Origin of the sequence: Massilia sp. LMS1-1-1.1, from assembly GCF_040815535.1 — a bacterium.
Taxonomy (GTDB): Bacteria; Pseudomonadota; Gammaproteobacteria; order Burkholderiales; family Burkholderiaceae_D; genus Janthinobacterium; species Janthinobacterium aestuarii.
The window spans coordinates 528,603-547,507 of sequence record NZ_JBFPNG010000012.1 but is presented as its reverse complement, the minus strand read 5'-3'; the positions used below and the strand labels follow the sequence as shown (position 1 = coordinate 547,507).

The following is an 18,905-nucleotide window of genomic DNA, read 5'->3' as shown; positions in this document are numbered from 1 at the left end:
TAAAAAGGTAGCCTGGCAAGGCCAGGCGGGATAAGAGCTGCCGATCAGGTGGCCGGGATCGCTTGCAAGCGGCTAAGCTGCCATTGGGGCGGCGTCAGGCGCGCGGCGCAGCAAGTCGCCATGCTGGCGGCAAAACGCCAGGCCCGCCTTGTGGCCCACGTCGAATAGCAGCTGCATGTTCGAACTGGACCAGTCCAGGGTGTCGGGCCAGTGCTGCTCCGGGATGCCGCCCATCAGGTCGAGCTTGAGCAAACGCCGCTTGGGCTGGCCCGTGCGAGCATCTGTGTTGTGCTCGAGTTCGAACAGCCGCAGCTCGCTCTTGGAAATTTTCACGAGCGGCGTGATGATGGAGCGCACCCAGGCGTCGTACAGGTTGCGCGGCTTGCGCAGCAAGCGTTCGTCACCGAGGATATCGAGGATGACCAGGGTATCGGCGTCATGGTGCTCGCCCTTGCCTTCGATAAACGGGTCGAAATTGAGCGTATCGAGGGCCGCGCCTTCGATGTAGTCGTCGCCAGCGATGGTCGTCGGTGCATACAGGAACGGGAACGACAGGGCCGCGCGCACGTGGATCGGTTCGATCTCGTGCTTGCCCCAGATTTGCATGCGGTGCTCGCTGAGGTTGTAGGCATTGATGTAGAAATCGGGGCGCATGCGCGCCACGCCCGAGAAATCCACGGCTTTTTCAAGGAAAGGCAAATGCGCGCACAGGCCCAAGCTTTTCGCCGACAAGTCCGATGGCGACAGCGACGACACCATCAGCTTGCCCCAGTCGGACCAGGCCGTGGGCACGCCCGCAAACGTTTGCTGGAAGGCCTGAAAAAAAGGATTGTTGGCTGGCGGCTGGAAGGCGTCGCGGAAAGTGCTCGCGTGCATGCCCGGCTTCTGGAAGACCTTGTAGTTGATCGGGATCATCTTGTAGATGCTGTCGGCCACGCCCGTGTCGGCCCAGCTTTGCAAGGCCTGGCGCGGCGTGGCCTCGTGCGGCGTCGTGTAAAGCAAACCCATCAACACGCCGGCGCCCGAGGCGGAAATGACGTCGAACTCGATGCCCTCGTCGAGAAAAGCGGCCAAGGCACCGGCGATCAGGGTGGAATTTGGTGCGCCGCCACCAAGCAGCAGCCCCGTTTTGCGGGCCGGTTTCGCTGTCGTAGCTGGCGCCGGATCCGGCGTCGTCGTGACTGTCTTCATGCACACTCCCTGAACGGAACGGGGTTACCATCCCTTAATTGTTGGTTACTACACGCTTATGGCGCCTAATTCTGCACAGGTCCCCGCCAGCGACCAGCCGATGCAACGTTGCAGAAACAGATATGAAATTAACATAAATAAATTCCTTATGGCAATTTCCATAACGAATGATGGGTATTCAGAAAGGGTATAAGTTGACGCCGTGCGGCATAGCTTGATGCGGTGCAGCAAATATAAATTCGGCGGCATTAGGATTAATCGCTTTGGGGTAGGAATATTCCCCAAACAGCCGCCAGGGCGGCGGCCAGGGACATCAAGCGATAGATACAGGGTCGGGAGGGGACGAGGAAAAATGCAAGTGGGTACACAAATGGTCAACAAAGACGCGAATTTTGGGCGACAGGTGGCGGCTTGACGGCCACAGCACCCAGAACTTGCTCGAATGTAGTAAGTAGCTCGCCAGCACGGCTTGCAGTTCGCCGCGGGCAATGGCGTCACGCACGATAAAGTCAGGTAAATAGGCGAGGCCCACGCCCTGCGTGGCGGCACCGATCAAGGCTTCGATATTGTTGCAGGTCAAGGCGGTCGGCAAGCGCAACTCGCCGCCGCTGTCGCCCTCGGCGCGCCGCAGCGCCCATTCCTGCAGCTTGCCCGTGGTGGGAAATTTATAGCGCACGCAAGCGTGCCCTTCCAGCGCGCGCGGCGTGGCCGGCACGCCGTGGCGGGCGAAATACGCGGGCGAGCCGACGATGGCAAAGGCAAACGGCCCCAGTTCGCGCGCCATCAGCCGCGAATCGGTGAGCGTACCGCTGCGCACGGCCACGTCGACGCCTTCGGCCACCACGTCGACGAGGCGGTCGTTGAAATCGAGGTCGAGTTCGATCTCCGGATACAGCCGCGTAAACTCGGCCAGCAGGGGCAGGATGATGCGGTAGCCGATCACGGGCAGGCTGACGCGCAGCTTGCCGCGCGGCGCCTCGGCCAGGTGCGACAGTTCCGCCTCGGCATCACCGAGGTCGGCCAGGATGCGCTGGCAACGCTCGTAAAACAGCGCGCCCTCGTTGCTCAGGCTGATGCGCCGCGTGCTGCGGTTGAGCAGGCGCACGCCCAGCTTTTCTTCCAGCCGCGCCACACTCTTGCCCACGGCCGAAGCCGACACGCCGAGCAGCCGCCCGGCCGCCACATAGCTGGAAGTTTCCGCCGCGCGTACGAAGGCGGCAATGCCATTCAGATTATCCATGCGACCTCGTCATCTCTATTAGGGAATATTTGTCCGTTATGAGCGGATTTTCAGCCACTTTTTCACAGATTACGTCCATATTATCATCGGATTCCCTCTTTCTGGAATCATTCCCATGGATACGAATCTCCCCGCGCAAGCCCCGGAACCAGCGACTGCACGGCGTACGCTGGTGCTGGCAGCCGTCTGCCTGGCCGCGCTATGCATGCCGCTCAGTTTTACAGGGCCGGCCATCGCCATTCCCTCCATCGCTGCCGACCTGCACGGCACGCCGCTGGCGCTGGCGTGGATCACGAACGCCTTCATGCTCAGCTTTGGCGGCTGCCTGATGGTGGCCGGCGCGCTGGCCGACCGCTATGGCCGCAAGCGCGTGTTCCTGCTGGGCATGGCCGTGTTTTCCGCCGCCGCGCTGGCACTGGCGGCCGCGCCCGGCATTGTGTGGCTCGACATACTGCGCGCCGTCCAGGGCCTGGGCTGCGCCATGGCCCTGTCGAGCGGACTGGCAGCGCTGGCGCAGGAATTCGACGGCCCCGCCCGTGCGCGCGCCTTCAGCCTGATCGGCACGGCCTTCGGCGTGGGCCTGGCCTTCGGCCCCTTCCTCGCGGGTGCGCTCATCGCCCACACGGGCTGGCGCGCCATTTTTGCGGCCACGGCCGCGGCTGGCCTGGCCGCCCTGCTGGCCGCCGCGCGGGCCATGCGCGAATCGCGCGACCCGCAGGCGCAAGGCGTCGACTGGCCCGGCGCCCTGACGTTTACCGGAGCACTCTCCTTGTTTACCTATGGCTTGCTGCAAGCGCCTGATAGTGGCTGGGGCAGCGCCGCCAGCCTGGGGCTGCTCGGTGGCGCGGCCTTGCTGCTGGCCGTTTTCATCCGCGTGGAGCGGCGCGCGGCGCGGCCCATGCTGGATTTGACCCTGTTCCGCCTGCCGGCCTTTGCCGGTGTGCAACTGCTGGCTGCCGCGCCCGCGTTTTCCTTTGTCGTGCTGCTGGTCTTGCTGCCGGCCCGCTTCATCGGCATCGAAGGCTACAGCGCACTGGAGGCGGGACGCATGATGATCGCCCTGTCGGCGCCCATGCTGGTGCTGCCGATATTGGCCGGCATGGCAGCGCAGCGCTTGGCCGCTGCGCACATCTGCGCCAGCGGCTTGCTGCTGGCGGCGGGCGGCTTGCTGTGGCTATCGACCTGCGCACCGGGCCAGGCGCCCGCTACCTTGATCGGGCCGCTGCTGCTGATCGGCTGCGGCATCAGTCTGCCGTGGGGCTTGATGGATGGCCTGGCCATCAGCGTCGTGCCCGTCGAGCGGGCCGGCATGGCGGCCGGCATCTTCAATACGACGCGCGTGGCGGGTGAAGGCCTGGCGCTGGCCATCGTCAGCGCGCTGCTGGGCACGCTCACGATGGCGGCCTTGGGCAAGGTGCCCGGCCTCGCCACGGAGCAGGCGGCGCTGGCGGCGCCCTTCCTGGCGCTGGGAGAATTACGCCATGCAGGCGCTCTGTTGCCGCAGGCCGGCGCCGCCGAACTGGCGCAAGCGTATGGCGCCGCTTTCCGCCACTTGCTGTATGTGCTTGCCAGCATTACGACGGCCTCGGCCCTGCTGATACTGGCCTTCCTGCGTCATCCGGCGACCGTGACAACGGACACGGCCGCCCTGCCCGCCTGCAAGGCGCAGCAATAATTCACGACCATCATTCCGTCTGCCGTACACGGCGGCGCCCACGCGCCGCCTGCCCTCCCTGATGTTTCTCCGCAACATCCGCAAAATTTTCAAGAATAAAACGAGTTTACTTATCAAAGCGCTTTGAACTATACTCAAAGCGCTTTGAAACATAACTAAAGCGCTTTGGTTGTGCAAAGTTATGCGCACCGATCCCACACCTATAAAAACACTGGAGACGCAATGAACAAACATTTCTTGAAAACTTTGCCTGCCGCCGTGGCGTTGGCCTTGAGCGCTTCGGCCGCCCAGGCCGCCCTGCCAATCGACTTCGGCGGCTATATCCGCTCGGGCCTCGGCACCAGCAGCGAAGGCGGCAAAGAAGCGTGTTTCGGCCTGGCTGGCGCCTCGTCCAAGTATCGTCTGGGCAATGAGTGCGAAACCTACGGCGAGCTGAAATTCGGCGGCGAAGCCTTCAAGGCAGCCAACGGCACCACTTTCCGCATCAACACTCTGGTGGCGTTTTCCGTCAACCAGAACCAGGACTGGGAACAATCGGATCCGGCGTGGCGCGAAATGAACGTGGTGGCCGACAAGATCGGCACGGGCGCCTTCGCCGAAGCGCGCGCCTGGGTCGGCAAGCGCTACTACGACCGCCAGGACGTGCACATCACCGATTACTACTTCTGGAATAACAGCGGCCCTGGCGCCGGCCTGGAAAACATCGACCTGGGCCCCGCCAAGCTGGCCTACGCCATCGTGCGCACGGCCGATGACGGCGACAGCAAGCGCATGGGCCTGTCCCACGACTTGCGCTTCTCCGGCATCAAGGTCAACCCCGATGGCGAACTGACCCTGGGCCTGCAATTCAACCAGAAACGCAACGCGCAAGGCGCGGCCCCCATCGCCAGCGGCCACTTGCTGACCATCATGCATACGCAAGGCAATCTACTGGGCGGCTTCAACAAGGTGGCATTGCAGTACGGCAAAGGCAGCGCCGCCAACACGGGCGGCTTCAGCCTGGGCGCCAGCAAGGATGACAAGGTCGTGCGTCTGACGGAACAGATCATGATCCAGCCCAAAGGCGCGTGGTCGGGCATGGGCACCTTCGTCTACGAAGACAAGGAAACGGCAGGCGTGAGCAGCAAGTGGACGTCGATCGGCGCACGCCCCATCTACCACTTCACGGACAACTACAGCCTGGCCGTGGAACTGGGCCACGACATCGTCAAGCCGGAAGGCGGCGAGAGCCGCAATTTGACCAAGCTGACGTTCGCGCCGCAACTGTCGGCCGGCAACAGCTTCTGGTCGCGTCCCGTACTGCGCGCCTTCTACACCTACGCCAAATGGAACAAGGCAGCCCAGTCGGCCGCCGCCGCGGAAACGGCGCTGTCGTCGACGGGCGTGTTTGGTGGCAAGACCAATGGCAGCTCGGTCGGTTTCCAGGTCGAGTCGTGGTGGTAAGAGCATCTGAAAAACGTCCATGGCGGCGTTGCACGGTCTTGCCGTACTAGCGTACTGTCTGCGACCGTGCGCCTTGCCCTGAACGTTTTATCAGACGCTCTTTATTGACCAGAGGCATCCAACACTGGCTGATGCCGCAAGGCGCCAGCCACTGGCAGCAGCACCGCCCGCATTTCGGGGCAGGTAGTAACCGGACCCACCATTTCGCCGCTGCACGCGATGGCCGGCAGCTTCAATGTAGTGATTCAGCAGTATCCTCTTTTAGCGCGGGCGCCCCTGGGTTTGCCCGCGTATTTTTTTGGGCGCTGCCGCCGCTTGTCAGACCCCTGATCATTCCGGCATTTATCAGATAAACTACCCGTCATCGCACCGCCCCCGACCCACCCTGGATAGACCCCGACTGCAGCATTCATGAACCTCAAAAATCTCGCCAAAACGCTAGGAATATCCGAAACCACCGTCAGCCGCGCCTTGAATGGCTATCCGGAAGTGAGCGAACGCACGCGCGAGCGGGTGCTGGCCGCCGCGCAGGCGGCCGGCTACCGTCCCAATCCCATGGCGCGCAGCCTGGCCGTGGGGCGCACGAATATCGTCGGCATCATCTACCCGCTGATGCCTAACGACCTGGCCGACCCCATGTTCATCGACATCGTGGGCGGCATGTCGGAAGCGCTGGAAGCTCAGCAGATGGACATGATGATCGCGCCCGCCTCGGCCACCAATGAATTCCACACGTATGAACGCATGGTCAAGGGCCGCCGTATCGACGGTCTGATCGTCGGGCGCACGAAACCGTTCGACGAGCGCATCGCCTACCTGGCGCAGCAGGGCATGCCGTTTGTCGCCCATGGCCGCACGCAGCTGAACCAGCCGCACGCCTGGTTCGATTACGACAACGAGGCGGGCATGCGCCTGGCCGTCGAGCGCCTGACGCAGCTGGGCCACCAGCGCATCGGCCTGATCAGCGCCACGCCGGACCTGAACTTCGTGCGCCAGCGCGTCGAGAGTTTTCAGCACGCCATGCAGGCGAGCGGCCTGGCCGTCGACCCCGACAACCTGGTCGACAACGCCCACGACCGCCGCGCCGGCTATCAGGCCATGCAGCGCCTGCTGGCCCGCTCGCCCCGCCCTACCGCCGTCATCGTCGACAATCACATGTCGGGCGTGGGCGCCGTGCGCGCGCTGCTCGACGCGGGCATCAGCATCGGCCGCGAGATGTCGCTGATCGTCTGGGGCGTGATGGAAGATTCCCTGGCCGGCCACAACGTCACCACCATCGTCCAGCCCGACCCGCGCGGCGCAGGAGCAAAAATGATCAACATGCTGCTGGCCCTGATGGATGGCACGCCCGTCACCGACTTGCAGGAACTGTGGCCGTGCGAACTGTTGCCGGGCGAGTCGGCGGGGCCGGTAATTAGGTAGCTAAATATTGCATTGGCCCGCAGCAGAAAGCTGGGGTCAGTCACTGCGTGATCGGAATGGGTCCCACTGGGACCATTCCCCCTCAGGGTCCGACCCCAGCCTCCGCTGGGGGGGTCGTAAACGCCCTCTTCGCGCAGTTTTTCCCTTCCTGAATCACCCTCATAAAAAAATCGTATGTCTGGCGCGTGTATCGCTTTACTTTTCAAAGCGCTTTGAACTATACTCATTTCATACCCAAAGCGCTTTGAATTTTAAAATAAGACGTTCGCCTACCAACCAGCAGCGCCGCCCTGATAGCCAACGCTACAGGCACCTTTTAAGAAATCATTCATGCCGACCATCCAGAACAATCTCGCCCACCTGCCCGCCGACTGGTGGCGCAGCGCCGTCATCTACCAGGTGTATCCACGCAGCTTCCTCGACAGCAATGGCGACGGCATCGGCGACTTGCCCGGCATTACCTCCAAACTCGATTACATCGCCGCCCTGGGCGCCGACATCGTGTGGATATCGCCCTTCTTCACGTCGCCGATGAAAGACTTCGGCTACGACGTGGCCGACTTCTGCGACGTCGACCCGATGTTTGGCACCCTGGCCGACTTCGACCGCCTCGTGGCGCGCGCCCATGAACTGGGCTTGAAAGTGATGATCGACCAGGTGCTGTCGCACTCGTCCGACAACCACCCGTGGTTCGTGGAGAGCCGCTCAAGCCGCGACAATCCCAAGGCCGACTGGTATGTGTGGGCCGACCAGAAACCGGATGGCACGGCGCCAAACAACTGGCTGTCCGTGTTCGGCGGTTCGGCCTGGCAATGGGAGCCGCGCCGCAGCCAGTATTACCTGCATGATTTCCTCGTCAGCCAGCCCGACCTGAACTTTCACAATCCGGCCGTGCAGCAGGCACAGCTGGACAACCTGCGCTTCTGGCTCGAACGCGGCGTCGACGGCTTCCGCTTCGATTCCTGCAACTTCCCGTATCACGACCAGTTGCTGCGCGACAATCCGCCAGCCGCGCAGCGCGATGCAAGCAGCGTGTCGGCCATCAACCCCTACGGCATGCAAGCGCACGTGTACGACAAGACGCAGCCGGAAAACATCGCCTACCTGCAGCGCGTGCGCGCCGTGCTCGACGAATACAAGGCCGTTTCCATCGGCGAAGTGGGCGACGACAATGCGCTGGCCACGATGGCGGCCTACACGGGGGCCGACAAGCTGCACATGGCCTACAGTTTCAACTTGCTGACGGCGGAGTTTTCCGCCGCGCACATCCGCAAGCAAGTGGAAGAGTTCGAAGCGCAAGTGGCCGACGGCTGGGCTTCCTGGTCCGTGGGCAACCACGACAGCGTGCGCGTCATGACGCGCTGGGGCGGCGATAACCCATCCCCCTCGCTGGCCAAGGTCGTGCTGGCCGTGCAGGCCGCCTTGAAAGGCACGCCGTGCCTGTACCAGGGCGACGAGCTGGCCCTGACGGAAGCGGACATTCCTTTCGAGGCGCTGCAAGATCCGTACGGCATCCCGTTCTGGCCCCAGTTCAAGGGCCGCGACGGCTGCCGCACGCCGATGCCGTGGGTGGCCGAAGCGCCGCATGGCGGCTTCAGCACCACCACGCCGTGGTTGCCCGTGCCGCCGGAACACCTGGCGCGCGCCGCTGACGTGGAAGAACACGATAGCGGCTCGGCGCTGCGCTTTGCGCAAAACATCCTCGCCTGGCGCCGCACCCTGCCGCAATTGCTGCGCGGCGACATCAGTTTCTTCGATGCGCCGGAACCCGTGCTGGCCCTGCGCCGCGACTTGCCCGGCCAACCGTCGGTCCTGGCTGCCTTCAACCTGGGCACGGAGGCCGTCACCTTCACCTGGCCAGACGCGGCGCCAGCGGCCGACCTGGCAGGTCATGGTTTGCCGGGTAGTAAAGATAACCAACAGCTCAGCCTGCCCCCGCATGGCGGCTGGTTCGGCACCCTGGTGTAAATCGCAGGCTTTGGCGGCCATGCCGCCAATTACAATAACGAGCCCCGCGCATCAGCGGGGCCAAATTGAGATGATGAGGACGACATGGCAGGACTGAAATTAGCAGGGCTGAAGAAGGCATATGGCGACGTGCAAACCCTGCACGGCATCGACCTGGAGATCGCCGATGGCGAATTCATGGTCTTCGTGGGCCCGTCGGGTTGCGGCAAATCCACCTTGCTGCGCAGCATCTGCGGCCTGGAAGAAATCAGCGGCGGTGACTTATTCATCGGCAAGACGCGCATGAACGACGTGCCGCCCGCCAAGCGCGGCATCGCCATGGTGTTCCAGAGCTACGCACTGTACCCGCACATGAGCGTGGCGCAGAACATGGCCTTCGGTCTCAAACTGGCCGGCATGAGCAAGGTGCAAATCGCCGACGCCGTGCAGCGCGCTGCGCAAATCCTGCGCATCGAACCTTTGCTGGAGCGCAAACCAAAAGACTTGTCGGGCGGCCAGCGCCAGCGCGTGGCCATCGGCCGCGCCATCGTGCGCAAGCCCGACGTCTTCCTGTTCGACGAACCGCTGTCGAACCTGGACGCATCGCTGCGCGTGCAGATGCGCATCGAACTGGCGAATTTGCACCGCGAATTGCGCTCGACCATGATTTACGTCACGCATGACCAGGTCGAAGCGATGACCCTGGCCGACCGCATCGTCGTGCTCAACGCGGGCCGCATCGAGCAAGTGGGCGCGCCGCTCGAGCTGTATCACCACCCCGCCAACCTGTTCGTGGCCGGCTTCCTCGGTTCGCCCCGCATGAACTTCCTCAAGGGCAAGATCCACAGCTACGCCGACGGCGTGGCCACCATCGCCACCAACGCGGGCGGCATGCTGCAAGCCGTGTTGACGCAGCCATTGGCCAGCGGCACCCCCGTCACCGTCGGCGCGCGTCCCGAACACGTGCAGGCATGCGCGCCCGGCGCCACGGCAGCCATCACGGCCACCGTGCAGGCCGTCGAAAAACTCGGCGACATCAGCTATCTGTACGTGCACGTAGCAGGCGGCGACGAGCCGCTGGTGGTGCGCGCCGATGCGGAAACGGACTGGGCCATTGGCCAATCCGTGGCACTGCAAGTGGCACCCGCCCGCGTCCACGTGTTCGACGAGCACGGCCAGACCCGTACCTGATTCCGCATTTAAAGGGCCAGGCGCTACAGGCGCCGCCTGGCCTGGTTGTATCGTTTCAGCCTTGATACTCAACATAAACTTAGCATAAAAAAAGATACTGGAGATTGACATGTCCTTCACGCACCCGAAACGCAGCTTCATCAAAACCACCCTGATCGCCGCCGCCCTGGCCGGCATCGGCAACCTGGCCGCCGTCAGCATGGCGAACGCGGCCGAAGCAGGCACCCTGCTGATCTGGATCAATGGCGACAAAGGCTACAAGGGCCTGGCCAAGGTCGGCGAAGAATTCACCAAGAAGACGGGCATCAAGGTCGTCGTCGAGCATCCGGAAGATGCGCCAAACAAATTCCAGCAAGCGGCCGCCGCCGGCAAGGGCCCGGACATCTGGATCTGGCCGCATGACCGCATCGGCACCTGGATCGACGCCGGCTTGCTGCAACCATTGACGCCAAGCAAAGAAGCGCGCGCCGCCATCCTGCCGCTGGCCTGGAATGCCTTTACGGTGAGCGGCAAGACCTGGGGCTACCCGATCTCCATCGAAGCCGTCGCCCTCGTCTACAACAAGGACCTGGTGCCGACGCCGCCAAAAACCTTCGAGGAAATCGCCGCGCTGGACAAGAAATTGTCCGCACAAGGCAAGAAAGCCATCCTGTGGGATTACACGAATACCTATTTCACGTGGCCATTGCTGGGCGCGGGCGGCGGCTTCCCGTTTGAAGTCAAGTCCGACGGCCGCTACGATGCAGCGAAAACGGGCGTGAACAATGCCGGTTCGCAGGCAGGCGTGAATGCGCTGATGACCCTGATCAACAGCGGCGCCATGCCGAAGGGCGCCGGCTATGCCGAGATGGAAGCGGGCTTCAACCAGGGCAAGATCGCCATGATGATCAACGGCCCATGGTCGTGGGACAATGCGCGCAAGTCGAAGATCAATTTCGGCGTGGCAACGATCCCTACCGTGGCAGGCAAGACGGCTACGCCATTCGTGGGCGTGCTGGGCGCGATGATTTCCAAGGCCAGCCCGAACAAGGACCTGGCCACGGAATTCCTGGAAAACCAGATGCTGCAGCTCAATGGCTTGAAAACCATCAACGCCGACGTCCCGCTGGGCACGCCAGCTAACAAGGTGCTGTTCGCGGAGCTGAAAGCCAACCCGAACATCCAGGCGACGATGGAAAGCGCGCAAGCGGGCCGCCCGATGCCGAACAACCCGGAAATGGGCCGCTTCTGGTCGTCGATGCAATCGGCACTGGAAAACATCACGCAAGGCCGCCAGACGACCAAGGATGGCCTCGATGCGGCGGCGAAGCGGATTACGACGGCGAATTAATCAATGTCGCGCTGCATCACGTAACTTCGCGTAGGTCGGATTAGCGCTTGCGCGTAATCCGACATGTGCAGCCAACAATGTTGTCGGATTACGGCCCTTTGGGCCTAATCCGACCTACACCACAACGCCCTCATCCAGCATCCATCTTCACAGGTATCCATCGTGCGCAAGTTTATCGGCCCTACGGTATTGACCATCAGCATGGCGCTGGGTCTGTATCTGCTCTTCATGTTGTACATTTCCGGCCAGACCATGCTGGCCGCCGTTTTCCTCGGCTTGCTGACCCTGACGACGTTTGTCTTCACGTCGCCGCGCGCCTATGCCTACCGTTATCTGTTTCCCGGCATCACGGCGGTCATCGTCTTCGTGCTGCTGCCGATGGTGTACACGGTGTCGATCGGCTTTACCAATTTCAGTTCGCGCAACCTGCTCACCTATGAACGGGCCACGCAATATTTGCTGGACGAAACGCAGCGGGTGGAAAGCGCCGGCTATGCGATGACCGTGCATGCCGACAACAAGGAATACCGCTTGCGCCTGGAAAGCCCGGACACGGGCGAAGTGCTCTTGACGCAGCCGCTGGCCCTGAAGCGCGCCGTGCCCCTGAACGTGGAGGTCGCACCGGTCGATCCCGTGCAGGCGCCCGTGCTGGCCGCGCCGCTGGGCATCAAGGACATCATCGCCCTGCAAAAGGATTTGAAACTGCTCACCCTCGTGCTGCCGAACAAGATCGAGCTGCGCATGGTGGGCTTGCGCGAATTCGGCCCCGTCGCGCACGTCTACAAGCAACTGCCGGACAAGACCCTGAAAAAGATCGCCACGGGCGAACTGGTGACGCCGAACTTCAAGACGGGCTTTTATGAAATGCCGGACGGCACGAAACTGGAACCGGGCTTCAAGGTGAACGTCGGCTTCGCCAACTTCGTCAAGATTTTCTCCGATGAAGCGTTCCGCGGCCCCTTCCTGCGCATTTTCGTCTGGACCATCGTTTTCGCCCTGATCAGCGTGGCCACGACGACGGGCCTGGGCATGGTGCTGGCCGTGCTCCTGAACTGGGATGCGCTGCGCTTCCGCGGCCTGTACCGCACCCTGCTGTTCCTGCCGTACGCCGTGCCCGGTTTCATTTCCATCCTCGTCTTCAAGGGCTTGTTCAACAACAACTTTGGCGAAATCAACCTCGTGCTCGATGCCCTGTTCGGCATCAAGCCCGCCTGGTTCTCGGACACCACCCTGGCCAAGGCCATGATTTTGATCGTCAATACCTGGCTCGGCTACCCTTACATGATGGTGGTGTGCATGGGCTTGATCAAGGCGATTCCGTCGGACCTGTACGAAGCCTCGGCCCTGGCCGGCGCGGGACCGCTGACGAATTTCTTCAAGATCACCCTGCCCCTGATCATCAAGCCGTTGACGCCCTTGATGGTGGCCAGCCTCGGTTTCAACTTCAATAATTTCGTGCTGATCAGCTTGCTGACGGGCGGGCGTCCCGATTTCCTCGACACCACCTTGCCGGCCGGCACGACGGACTTGCTCGTGTCCTACACCTACCGCATCGCGTTCGAGGATTCCGGCCAGAACTTTGGCCTGGCCGCCGCCATCTCGACCCTGATCTTCTTCCTCGTGGCCGCGATTTCGCTGGTCAACATGCGCCTGACGCGCATGAACAAAGCATAAAGGACAGCCATGGCTATCGTTGTCGACCGTTCCAACCGCTGGCGCATCCTGGCGGCCCACGTCGCCGTGATCGCACTGATCGCGCTGGTGATGTTTCCCTTCCTGATGATCTTGTCAATCTCCCTGCGGCCAGGCAATTTCGCCTCGGGCAGTCTGATACCGCCCGAGATCAGCTTCGAGCACTGGCGTTTGGCGCTGGGCATGTCCTACCAGGCGCCCAACGGCGCCCTCGTCGAGCCGGACTTCCCCGTGCTGCTGTGGCTGTGGAATTCCATCAAGGTGGCCAGCATGAGCGCCACCGTCACCGTGCTGCTGTCGACCACTTGCGCCTATGCGTTCGCGCGCATGCAGTTCCGCTTCAAGTCGCAGACGCTGTCCGCGCTGATGCTGCTGCAGATGTTCCCCGCCGTGCTGGCCCTGGTGGCCATCTACGCCATCTTCGACGTGCTGGGCAGCTACGTGCCGTGGCTGGGCATCGACCACCACGGCAGCCTGGTGCTGGCCTACACGGGCGGCATCGCCCTGCATATCTGGACCATCAAGGGCTACTATCAAACCATCCCCATCGAGATCGAGGAAGCGGCCAAGGTCGACGGCGCCACGCAGTGGCAGGCCTTCGTCTACGTGCTGCTGCCGATGACGGTGCCCATTCTGATGGTGGTGTTCCTGCTGTCCTTCATCGGCGCCATCATCGAGTACCCGATCGCGTCCGTGCTGCTGCATGAGCAGAACAACCTGACCCTGGCCGTCGGCTCCAAGCTGTTCCTGTACGAGCAAAAATACCTGTGGGGCGACTTCGCCGCGGCAGCCATCTTGTCCGGCCTGCCCATCACGGCCGTGTTCCTGCTGGCGCAAAAATGGATGATCTCCGGCCTGACGGCTGGCGGCGTGAAGGGCTGACATGAAGACCATGCTGACCGCCCTCGCCGCTTTGCTCGTCAGCCTGCCGGCGCAAGCGGGCAGCTTTGCAGAGAATCCCATCGTCTACTTCGCCGTGACGGACCGTTTCGCCAACGGCAATCCCGGCAACGACCACAGTTATGGCCGCGCCGCCGACCCAGCAGGCGGCGACGTCGGCAGCTTCCACGGCGGCGACATCGCCGGCATCACGCAGCAGCTCAAAGCCGGCTATTTCAGGGAACTGGGCGTCAACGCCCTGTGGATCACGGCGCCGTACGAACAGATACACGGCTGGGTGGTGGGCGGCAAGCAGCAATTCCAGCATTACGCCTACCACGGCTACTGGGCGCTCGACTACACGACGATGGACGCCAACATGGGCACGCGCGACGAGTTGCGCGAAATGATCAATACGGCCCATGCGCAAGGCATCCGCGTGCTGTTCGACGTGGTGCTGAACCACCCCGGCTATGCGGACCTGCGCACCCTGTCCGAATACAAAGTGCCCGTGCTGTGGCCGGGCCACGAAAAGGCCGTGCTGCGCGACTATCACAGCTTCATCGACTACAACAACTTCGAATTCAAGCAATGGTGGGGTCCGGACTGGGTGCGCGCGGGCTTGCCTGGCTACCCGGACGGCGGCAAAGATGATTTCACCATGCAGCTGGCCTACCTGCCCGACTTCCGCACGGAAAGCGGCAAGGCCGTGGGCTTGCCGCCCATCCTGCAACACAAAGCCGACACACGCGCCGTGGCCCTGCCCGACACCACCGTGCGCGGTTACCTGGTCCACTGGCTGGCAGACTGGGTGCGCGAATTCGGCGTCGACGGTTTCAGGGCCGACACCGTCAAGCACGTGGAGCCGGCCAGCTGGCTGGCCCTGCGCGCGGCGGCCACCGATGCCCTCAAGGATTGGAAGGCGCGCCACCCGCAGCAGAAAATCGACGACGCACCATTCTGGATGACGGGCGAAGCGTGGGGCCATGGCCCCGAGCGCAGCAGCTGGCATGATGCGGGCTTCGACTCGATGATCAATTTCGATTTCCAGAACCGCGCAGGCGGCGACTGGAAAAGCATCGATGGCGTATACCGCCAGTACGCGGGCTTGCTGAACAAAGCCTCGGGGCCCCGCTACGACATCCTGTCGTATATCTCGTCGCACGACACCAGCCTGTTCCCGCGCGATCAATTGAAGCATGGCTTGTCCGCCCTGCTGCTGGCGCCGGGCGGCGTGCAGCTGTTCTATGGCGATGAAAGCGCGCGCCAGCCTGGTGCGGCGCCCATCGGCGACGAACAGCAGGCGACCCGCTCCGACATGAATTGGGACAAGCTCGATACGGCCACCCTGGCGCATGCGCGCAAGCTGGGCCAGTTCCGGCTGCGCCACCCTGCCCTGGCGCGCGGCGAACACCGGTTCATCAACGACAAGCCGTATGCATTCGCCCGCGTAATGGATGGTGACGCCGTCATCGCCGTGCCCGAAGCGCAAGGCGCGCTCGAACTGAAGGTGCACGGCGTCTTCGCCGATGGCACACAACTGCGCGACGCCTACACGCATCAAACTTATATCGTCAAGGAGGGTGCCGTCGCCGTGAGCGCGGCCGGCACCGTCCTGTTAGAAAAGGCAGCACCATGAGTACCTATGACATTCTGGTTGTCGGCGGCGCCGGCATCGACACCATCGTGCGCGTCCCCGACCTGCAATTGCCCGTCGCCGACTCCGTCCACGTGCCGCCCATCCGCGACTACGTGGCGCACACTGGCAATGGCGTGGCGCTCGGCTGCCACGCGCTGGGCTTGCGCTGCAAGTTCATCGACTTCATCGGCGACGATGCGCAAGGCGCGGCCATCCTGCAGCGTTACAAGGAAGCCAAACTCGATTTCTCGCACATCGTCGAGCCTTCGGGCACGCGGCGCAGCGTCAACCTCGTCGATCCGCAAGGGCGCCGGCTGTCGCTGTACGACGGCCGCCATCCGGAAGACGTGCGCATGCCGGCCGCCTTCTATCTGCCCTACCTGGGCCCGGCTCGCCACGCGCACTTTTCCATCATGGGCTGGGTGGCCGAACTGTTTGACGATGCGCAGGTATGCGGCACCACGGTGTCGACCGACCTGCACGACTGGGATGGCGTCAACCCGCACCACAGGAAATTCGCACTGCGCGCCGACCTGGTCTTCCTCAGCACGGCGGCGCTGGGCGAGCGTCGGGACGACGTGATGCACGCGATTATTTCGGAAGGCCGCGCGCAGGCCGTGATCGCGATGGCGGGCGCGCACGGCGCCTACCTGCTGGAACGCACCAGCGGCGAAGTGCGCCACTATCCGACGGCAGGCTTGACGCTGCCCGTGGTGGACACGAATGGCGCCGGCGACTCGTTTGTCGCCGCCTTTTTGCACGCCTGGCTCGATGGCGCGGGCATCGACACCGCCATGCGCCGCGGCGCCATCGGCGGCGCGTTTGCCTGCGCCCAGCATGGCACGCATGAACGTTTCATCGGACCGGCGGAGCTGCATGACTTATATCAAGTCCGCACTAGCTTATGACTTAATATTCTATCAAGCGTAGCAACGCGCCAAGGGGCGCATGGCACAATGGCTGCGGATTTCACCACACAGATTATTGAAACCGGAGACCACATGAGAATCGAAACCCTGGCCGTGCACGCTGGCTACACCCCCGACCCGACCACCAAGGCAGCCGCCGTCCCCATTTACCAGACGGTGGCCTACGCCTTCGACAATGCCCAGCATGGCGCCGACCTGTTCGACCTCAAGGTGGCAGGCAATATCTACACGCGCATCATGAACCCCACGCAGGACGTGCTGGAAAAGCGCGTCGCGGCGCTGGAAGGCGGCGTGGCCGCGCTGGCCGTGGCCTCGGGCATGGCGGCGATCACCTATGCGATCCAGACGATTGCCGAAGCGGGCGACAATTTCATCTCCGCCAGCCAGCTGTATGGCGGCACCTACAACCTGTTTGCCCACACCCTGCCGCAGATCGGCATCGAGGTGCGCTTCGCCGACGCGCGCCAGCCCGAGACCTTCGCCGCCCTGATCGACTCGCGCACCAAGGCCATCTTCTGCGAATCGATCGGCAACCCGCTGGGCAACGTAACGGACGTGGCGAAGCTGGCCGAAATCGCGCACGCGCACGGCATCCCGCTGATCGTCGATAACACGGTGCCGAGCCCCTATCTGTTCCGCCCCATAGAGCATGGCGCCGACATCGTCGTCCACTCGCTGACCAAATACCTGGGCGGCCACGGCACCACCGTGGGCGGCGCCATCGTCGACAGCGGCAAGTTCCCGTGGGCTGAACACAAGGAGCGCTTCAAGCGCCTGAACGAGCCGGACGTGTCGTATCACGGCGTCGTCTACACGGAAGCGTTCGGCCCCGCCGCCTTCATCGGCCGCGCGCGCGTCGTCCCGCTGCGCAACATGGGCGCGGCCATTTCGCCCCTATCCGCCTTCCAGCTGATCCAGGGCATCGAGACATTGGCCCTGCGCATGGACCGCATCTGCGACAACACCCTGGCGCTGGCCAAGCACCTGAAACAGCATCCGAAGGTCGCGTGGGTCAATTACGCGGGCCTGGAAGACCATCCGGACCACGCGCTGGTGAAAAAATACATGCACGGGCGCGCCTCGGGCATCTTGTCCTTCGGCCTGAAACTGGCGGCTGGCGAGGATCCGCGCGCGGCAGGCGCCCGCGTGCTCGACGCCCTGCAGCTGTTCACGCGCCTGGTCAACATCGGCGACGCCAAGTCGCTGGCCACCCACCCGGCGTCCACCACGCACCGCCAGCTCAATCCCGAGGAACTGGCCAAGGCGGGCGTGTCCGAAGACATGCTGCGCCTGTCCGTCGGCATCGAGCATATCGACGACTTGCGCGAAGACCTGGAACAGGCGCTCAATGCCGCTTAAGCGCTGGCTTTGACCCCATAGCGCGATGCCGGCTTGCCGCGCATCGCGCCCGCGAACAGGGCCAGGCGGGCCGCATCGAACTGCTCCCACAAGGCCTGGTCTTCCACGGAAGGCAAAGTCACCAGCTCGCCCTGGTCCAGGCCCGCCAGCGCCGCATCGACGCAATCTTCCGCGCGCATGATGGTAGCCTGATCCAGCTGCGACAGCGGCACGCCGCTCAATTCCCAGATCTCCGTCGCCGTCGACGCGGGCAGCACCAGCTGCACCGTGATGCCCGTGCCGGCCAGTTCCTGCTGCAAGCCCCGCGTGAAATTCATCACATAGCCCTTGGTGGCGCTGTAGATCGTGCTGACGGGCAGGATGTGGAAGGACAGCACGGAGCCGATGTTGATGATGGTACCGCTGTTGCGCTGCTTGAACTGCGGCAGCACGGCGTACGTCAGTTGCGCCAGCGCCGCCACGTTGACCTTGTCCATCGCCGCGATGCCTTCGCGCGGCGAGTCCACCACGGCACCCAGGGTCGAGACACCCGCGTTATTGACCAGCATGGTGATGGCAGGGTTGCCGGCCAGTTCTTCGGCCACGCGCTGCAGGTCGGCCGGTGCGGCCAGGTCGGCCGCCATGGCGCGCACGGCCACGCCATATTTTTCCGCCAGCGAGGCAGCCAGGGTGCCCAGGCGCTCGACCCGGCGCGCCACGAGGATCAAATCGAAGCCACGCGCGGCCAGACGGTCGGCATACACGGCGCCCAGGCCCGACGATGCGCCGGTGATGAGGGCCGTGCCTTGGGTAGTAACTGCATTCATGATCATTCCTTCTTCAGTATGGGGTAGGTTGAGGCCATCAAACATGACAGCCATCATGCTTCAACACATTAAATATGACGGTCATCATGTTTAATGTGTTGAAGCATGACGAACATCATGTATGATGTCAACCATTATTTTTTGAATCGCGATCAGGAGCCT

At 63.0% G+C, this 18,905-nt stretch carries 14 protein-coding genes; 11 read left to right on the top strand and 3 right to left on the bottom strand.

From position 1 onward, the window contains the following. Positions 1-72: 72 nt before the first annotated feature. Together MRBLMS1_RS12395 and MRBLMS1_RS12390 are read right to left on the bottom strand one after the other, a co-directional pair. Complete coding sequence (locus MRBLMS1_RS12395) at positions 73-1,191, bottom strand: patatin-like phospholipase family protein (RefSeq protein WP_485879593.1); 1,119 nt, start codon at positions 1,189-1,191, stop codon at positions 73-75. 313 nt (positions 1,192-1,504) lie between these two features. Beyond that, a complete protein-coding gene (locus MRBLMS1_RS12390; protein ID WP_485879592.1) occupies positions 1,505-2,431 on the bottom strand; it encodes a LysR family transcriptional regulator in 927 nt (308 codons plus the stop codon). Positions 2,432-2,546: 115 nt separating this feature from the next. Between MRBLMS1_RS12390 and MRBLMS1_RS12385 the strand changes: the two genes are divergently transcribed. The 11 genes from MRBLMS1_RS12385 (at position 2,547) to MRBLMS1_RS12335 (ending at position 17,937) form a co-directional block, all read left to right on the top strand. Beyond that, positions 2,547-4,106 carry an MFS transporter gene (locus MRBLMS1_RS12385; RefSeq protein ID WP_485879591.1) on the top strand — a complete coding sequence of 520 codons (1,560 nt, stop codon included), beginning with the start codon at positions 2,547-2,549 and terminating at the stop codon, positions 4,104-4,106. Between the two features lie 222 nt (positions 4,107-4,328). Continuing rightward, on the top strand, positions 4,329-5,549 hold the full coding sequence (locus tag MRBLMS1_RS12380; RefSeq protein ID WP_128139788.1) for a maltoporin: 1,221 nt from the start codon (positions 4,329-4,331) through the stop codon (positions 5,547-5,549). Positions 5,550-5,960: 411 nt separating this feature from the next. Then, positions 5,961-6,971, top strand: coding sequence for a substrate-binding domain-containing protein (locus tag MRBLMS1_RS12375; protein ID WP_485879590.1), 1,011 nt, complete (start codon positions 5,961-5,963; stop codon positions 6,969-6,971). A gap of 330 nt (positions 6,972-7,301) precedes the next feature. Continuing rightward, positions 7,302-8,939: an alpha-amylase family glycosyl hydrolase gene (locus MRBLMS1_RS12370; protein WP_485879589.1), complete on the top strand. Its 1,638-nt coding sequence runs from the start codon at positions 7,302-7,304 to the stop codon at positions 8,937-8,939. A gap of 84 nt (positions 8,940-9,023) precedes the next feature. Further along, entirely contained in the window at positions 9,024-10,109 is a 1,086-nt protein-coding gene (locus tag MRBLMS1_RS12365; protein WP_128139790.1) for an ABC transporter ATP-binding protein, read from the top strand. A gap of 109 nt (positions 10,110-10,218) precedes the next feature. Further along, positions 10,219-11,439 (top strand): maltose/maltodextrin ABC transporter substrate-binding protein MalE, encoded by a 1,221-nt coding sequence (gene malE / locus MRBLMS1_RS12360; RefSeq protein ID WP_051991836.1) that lies wholly within the window; start codon positions 10,219-10,221, stop codon positions 11,437-11,439. A gap of 162 nt (positions 11,440-11,601) precedes the next feature. Beyond that, on the top strand, positions 11,602-13,113 hold the full coding sequence (gene malF, locus MRBLMS1_RS12355; RefSeq protein WP_072454706.1) for a maltose ABC transporter permease MalF: 1,512 nt from the start codon (positions 11,602-11,604) through the stop codon (positions 13,111-13,113). A gap of 9 nt (positions 13,114-13,122) precedes the next feature. Continuing rightward, complete coding sequence (gene malG, locus MRBLMS1_RS12350; protein WP_034757081.1) at positions 13,123-14,013, top strand: maltose ABC transporter permease MalG; 891 nt, start codon at positions 13,123-13,125, stop codon at positions 14,011-14,013. Between the two features lies 1 nt (position 14,014). Next, positions 14,015-15,649 (top strand): alpha-amylase family glycosyl hydrolase, encoded by a 1,635-nt coding sequence (locus MRBLMS1_RS12345; RefSeq protein WP_485879588.1) that lies wholly within the window; start codon positions 14,015-14,017, stop codon positions 15,647-15,649. After that, complete coding sequence (locus tag MRBLMS1_RS12340) at positions 15,646-16,557, top strand: carbohydrate kinase family protein (RefSeq protein ID WP_139092393.1); 912 nt, start codon at positions 15,646-15,648, stop codon at positions 16,555-16,557. The genes MRBLMS1_RS12345 and MRBLMS1_RS12340 overlap by 4 nt, the downstream gene beginning before the upstream one ends. A 93-nt stretch (positions 16,558-16,650) precedes the next feature. Then, positions 16,651-17,937: an O-acetylhomoserine aminocarboxypropyltransferase/cysteine synthase family protein gene (locus MRBLMS1_RS12335; protein ID WP_139092394.1), complete on the top strand. Its 1,287-nt coding sequence runs from the start codon at positions 16,651-16,653 to the stop codon at positions 17,935-17,937. Here MRBLMS1_RS12335 and MRBLMS1_RS12330 read toward each other — a convergent pair. Further along, positions 17,934-18,743, bottom strand: coding sequence for an SDR family NAD(P)-dependent oxidoreductase (locus MRBLMS1_RS12330; protein ID WP_485879587.1), 810 nt, complete (start codon positions 18,741-18,743; stop codon positions 17,934-17,936). The two genes, MRBLMS1_RS12335 and MRBLMS1_RS12330, sit on opposite strands and share 4 nt — an antisense overlap. Positions 18,744-18,905 lie beyond the last annotated feature (162 nt).

Bases quoted from the DNA above. Each gene is read 5' to 3' on its own strand.
- MRBLMS1_RS12370 (WP_485879589.1), top strand. From the start codon at position 7,302: ATGCCGACCATCCAGAACAATCTCGCCCACCTGCCCGCCGACTGGTGG.
- malE (WP_051991836.1), top strand. From the start codon at position 10,219: ATGTCCTTCACGCACCCGAAACGCAGCTTCATCAAAACCACCCTGATC.
- MRBLMS1_RS12385 (WP_485879591.1), top strand. From the start codon at position 2,547: ATGGATACGAATCTCCCCGCGCAAGCCCCGGAACCAGCGACTGCACGG.
- MRBLMS1_RS12335 (WP_139092394.1), top strand. From the start codon at position 16,651: ATGAGAATCGAAACCCTGGCCGTGCACGCTGGCTACACCCCCGACCCG.
- MRBLMS1_RS12365 (WP_128139790.1), top strand. From the start codon at position 9,024: ATGGCAGGACTGAAATTAGCAGGGCTGAAGAAGGCATATGGCGACGTG.
- MRBLMS1_RS12340 (WP_139092393.1), top strand. From the start codon at position 15,646: ATGAGTACCTATGACATTCTGGTTGTCGGCGGCGCCGGCATCGACACC.
- malG (WP_034757081.1), top strand. From the start codon at position 13,123: ATGGCTATCGTTGTCGACCGTTCCAACCGCTGGCGCATCCTGGCGGCC.
- MRBLMS1_RS12380 (WP_128139788.1), top strand. From the start codon at position 4,329: ATGAACAAACATTTCTTGAAAACTTTGCCTGCCGCCGTGGCGTTGGCC.
- MRBLMS1_RS12375 (WP_485879590.1), top strand. From the start codon at position 5,961: ATGAACCTCAAAAATCTCGCCAAAACGCTAGGAATATCCGAAACCACC.
- MRBLMS1_RS12390 (WP_485879592.1), bottom strand. From the start codon at position 2,431: ATGGATAATCTGAATGGCATTGCCGCCTTCGTACGCGCGGCGGAAACT.
- MRBLMS1_RS12330 (WP_485879587.1), bottom strand. From the start codon at position 18,743: ATGAATGCAGTTACTACCCAAGGCACGGCCCTCATCACCGGCGCATCG.
- MRBLMS1_RS12395 (WP_485879593.1), bottom strand. From the start codon at position 1,191: ATGAAGACAGTCACGACGACGCCGGATCCGGCGCCAGCTACGACAGCG.
- MRBLMS1_RS12345 (WP_485879588.1), top strand. From the start codon at position 14,015: ATGAAGACCATGCTGACCGCCCTCGCCGCTTTGCTCGTCAGCCTGCCG.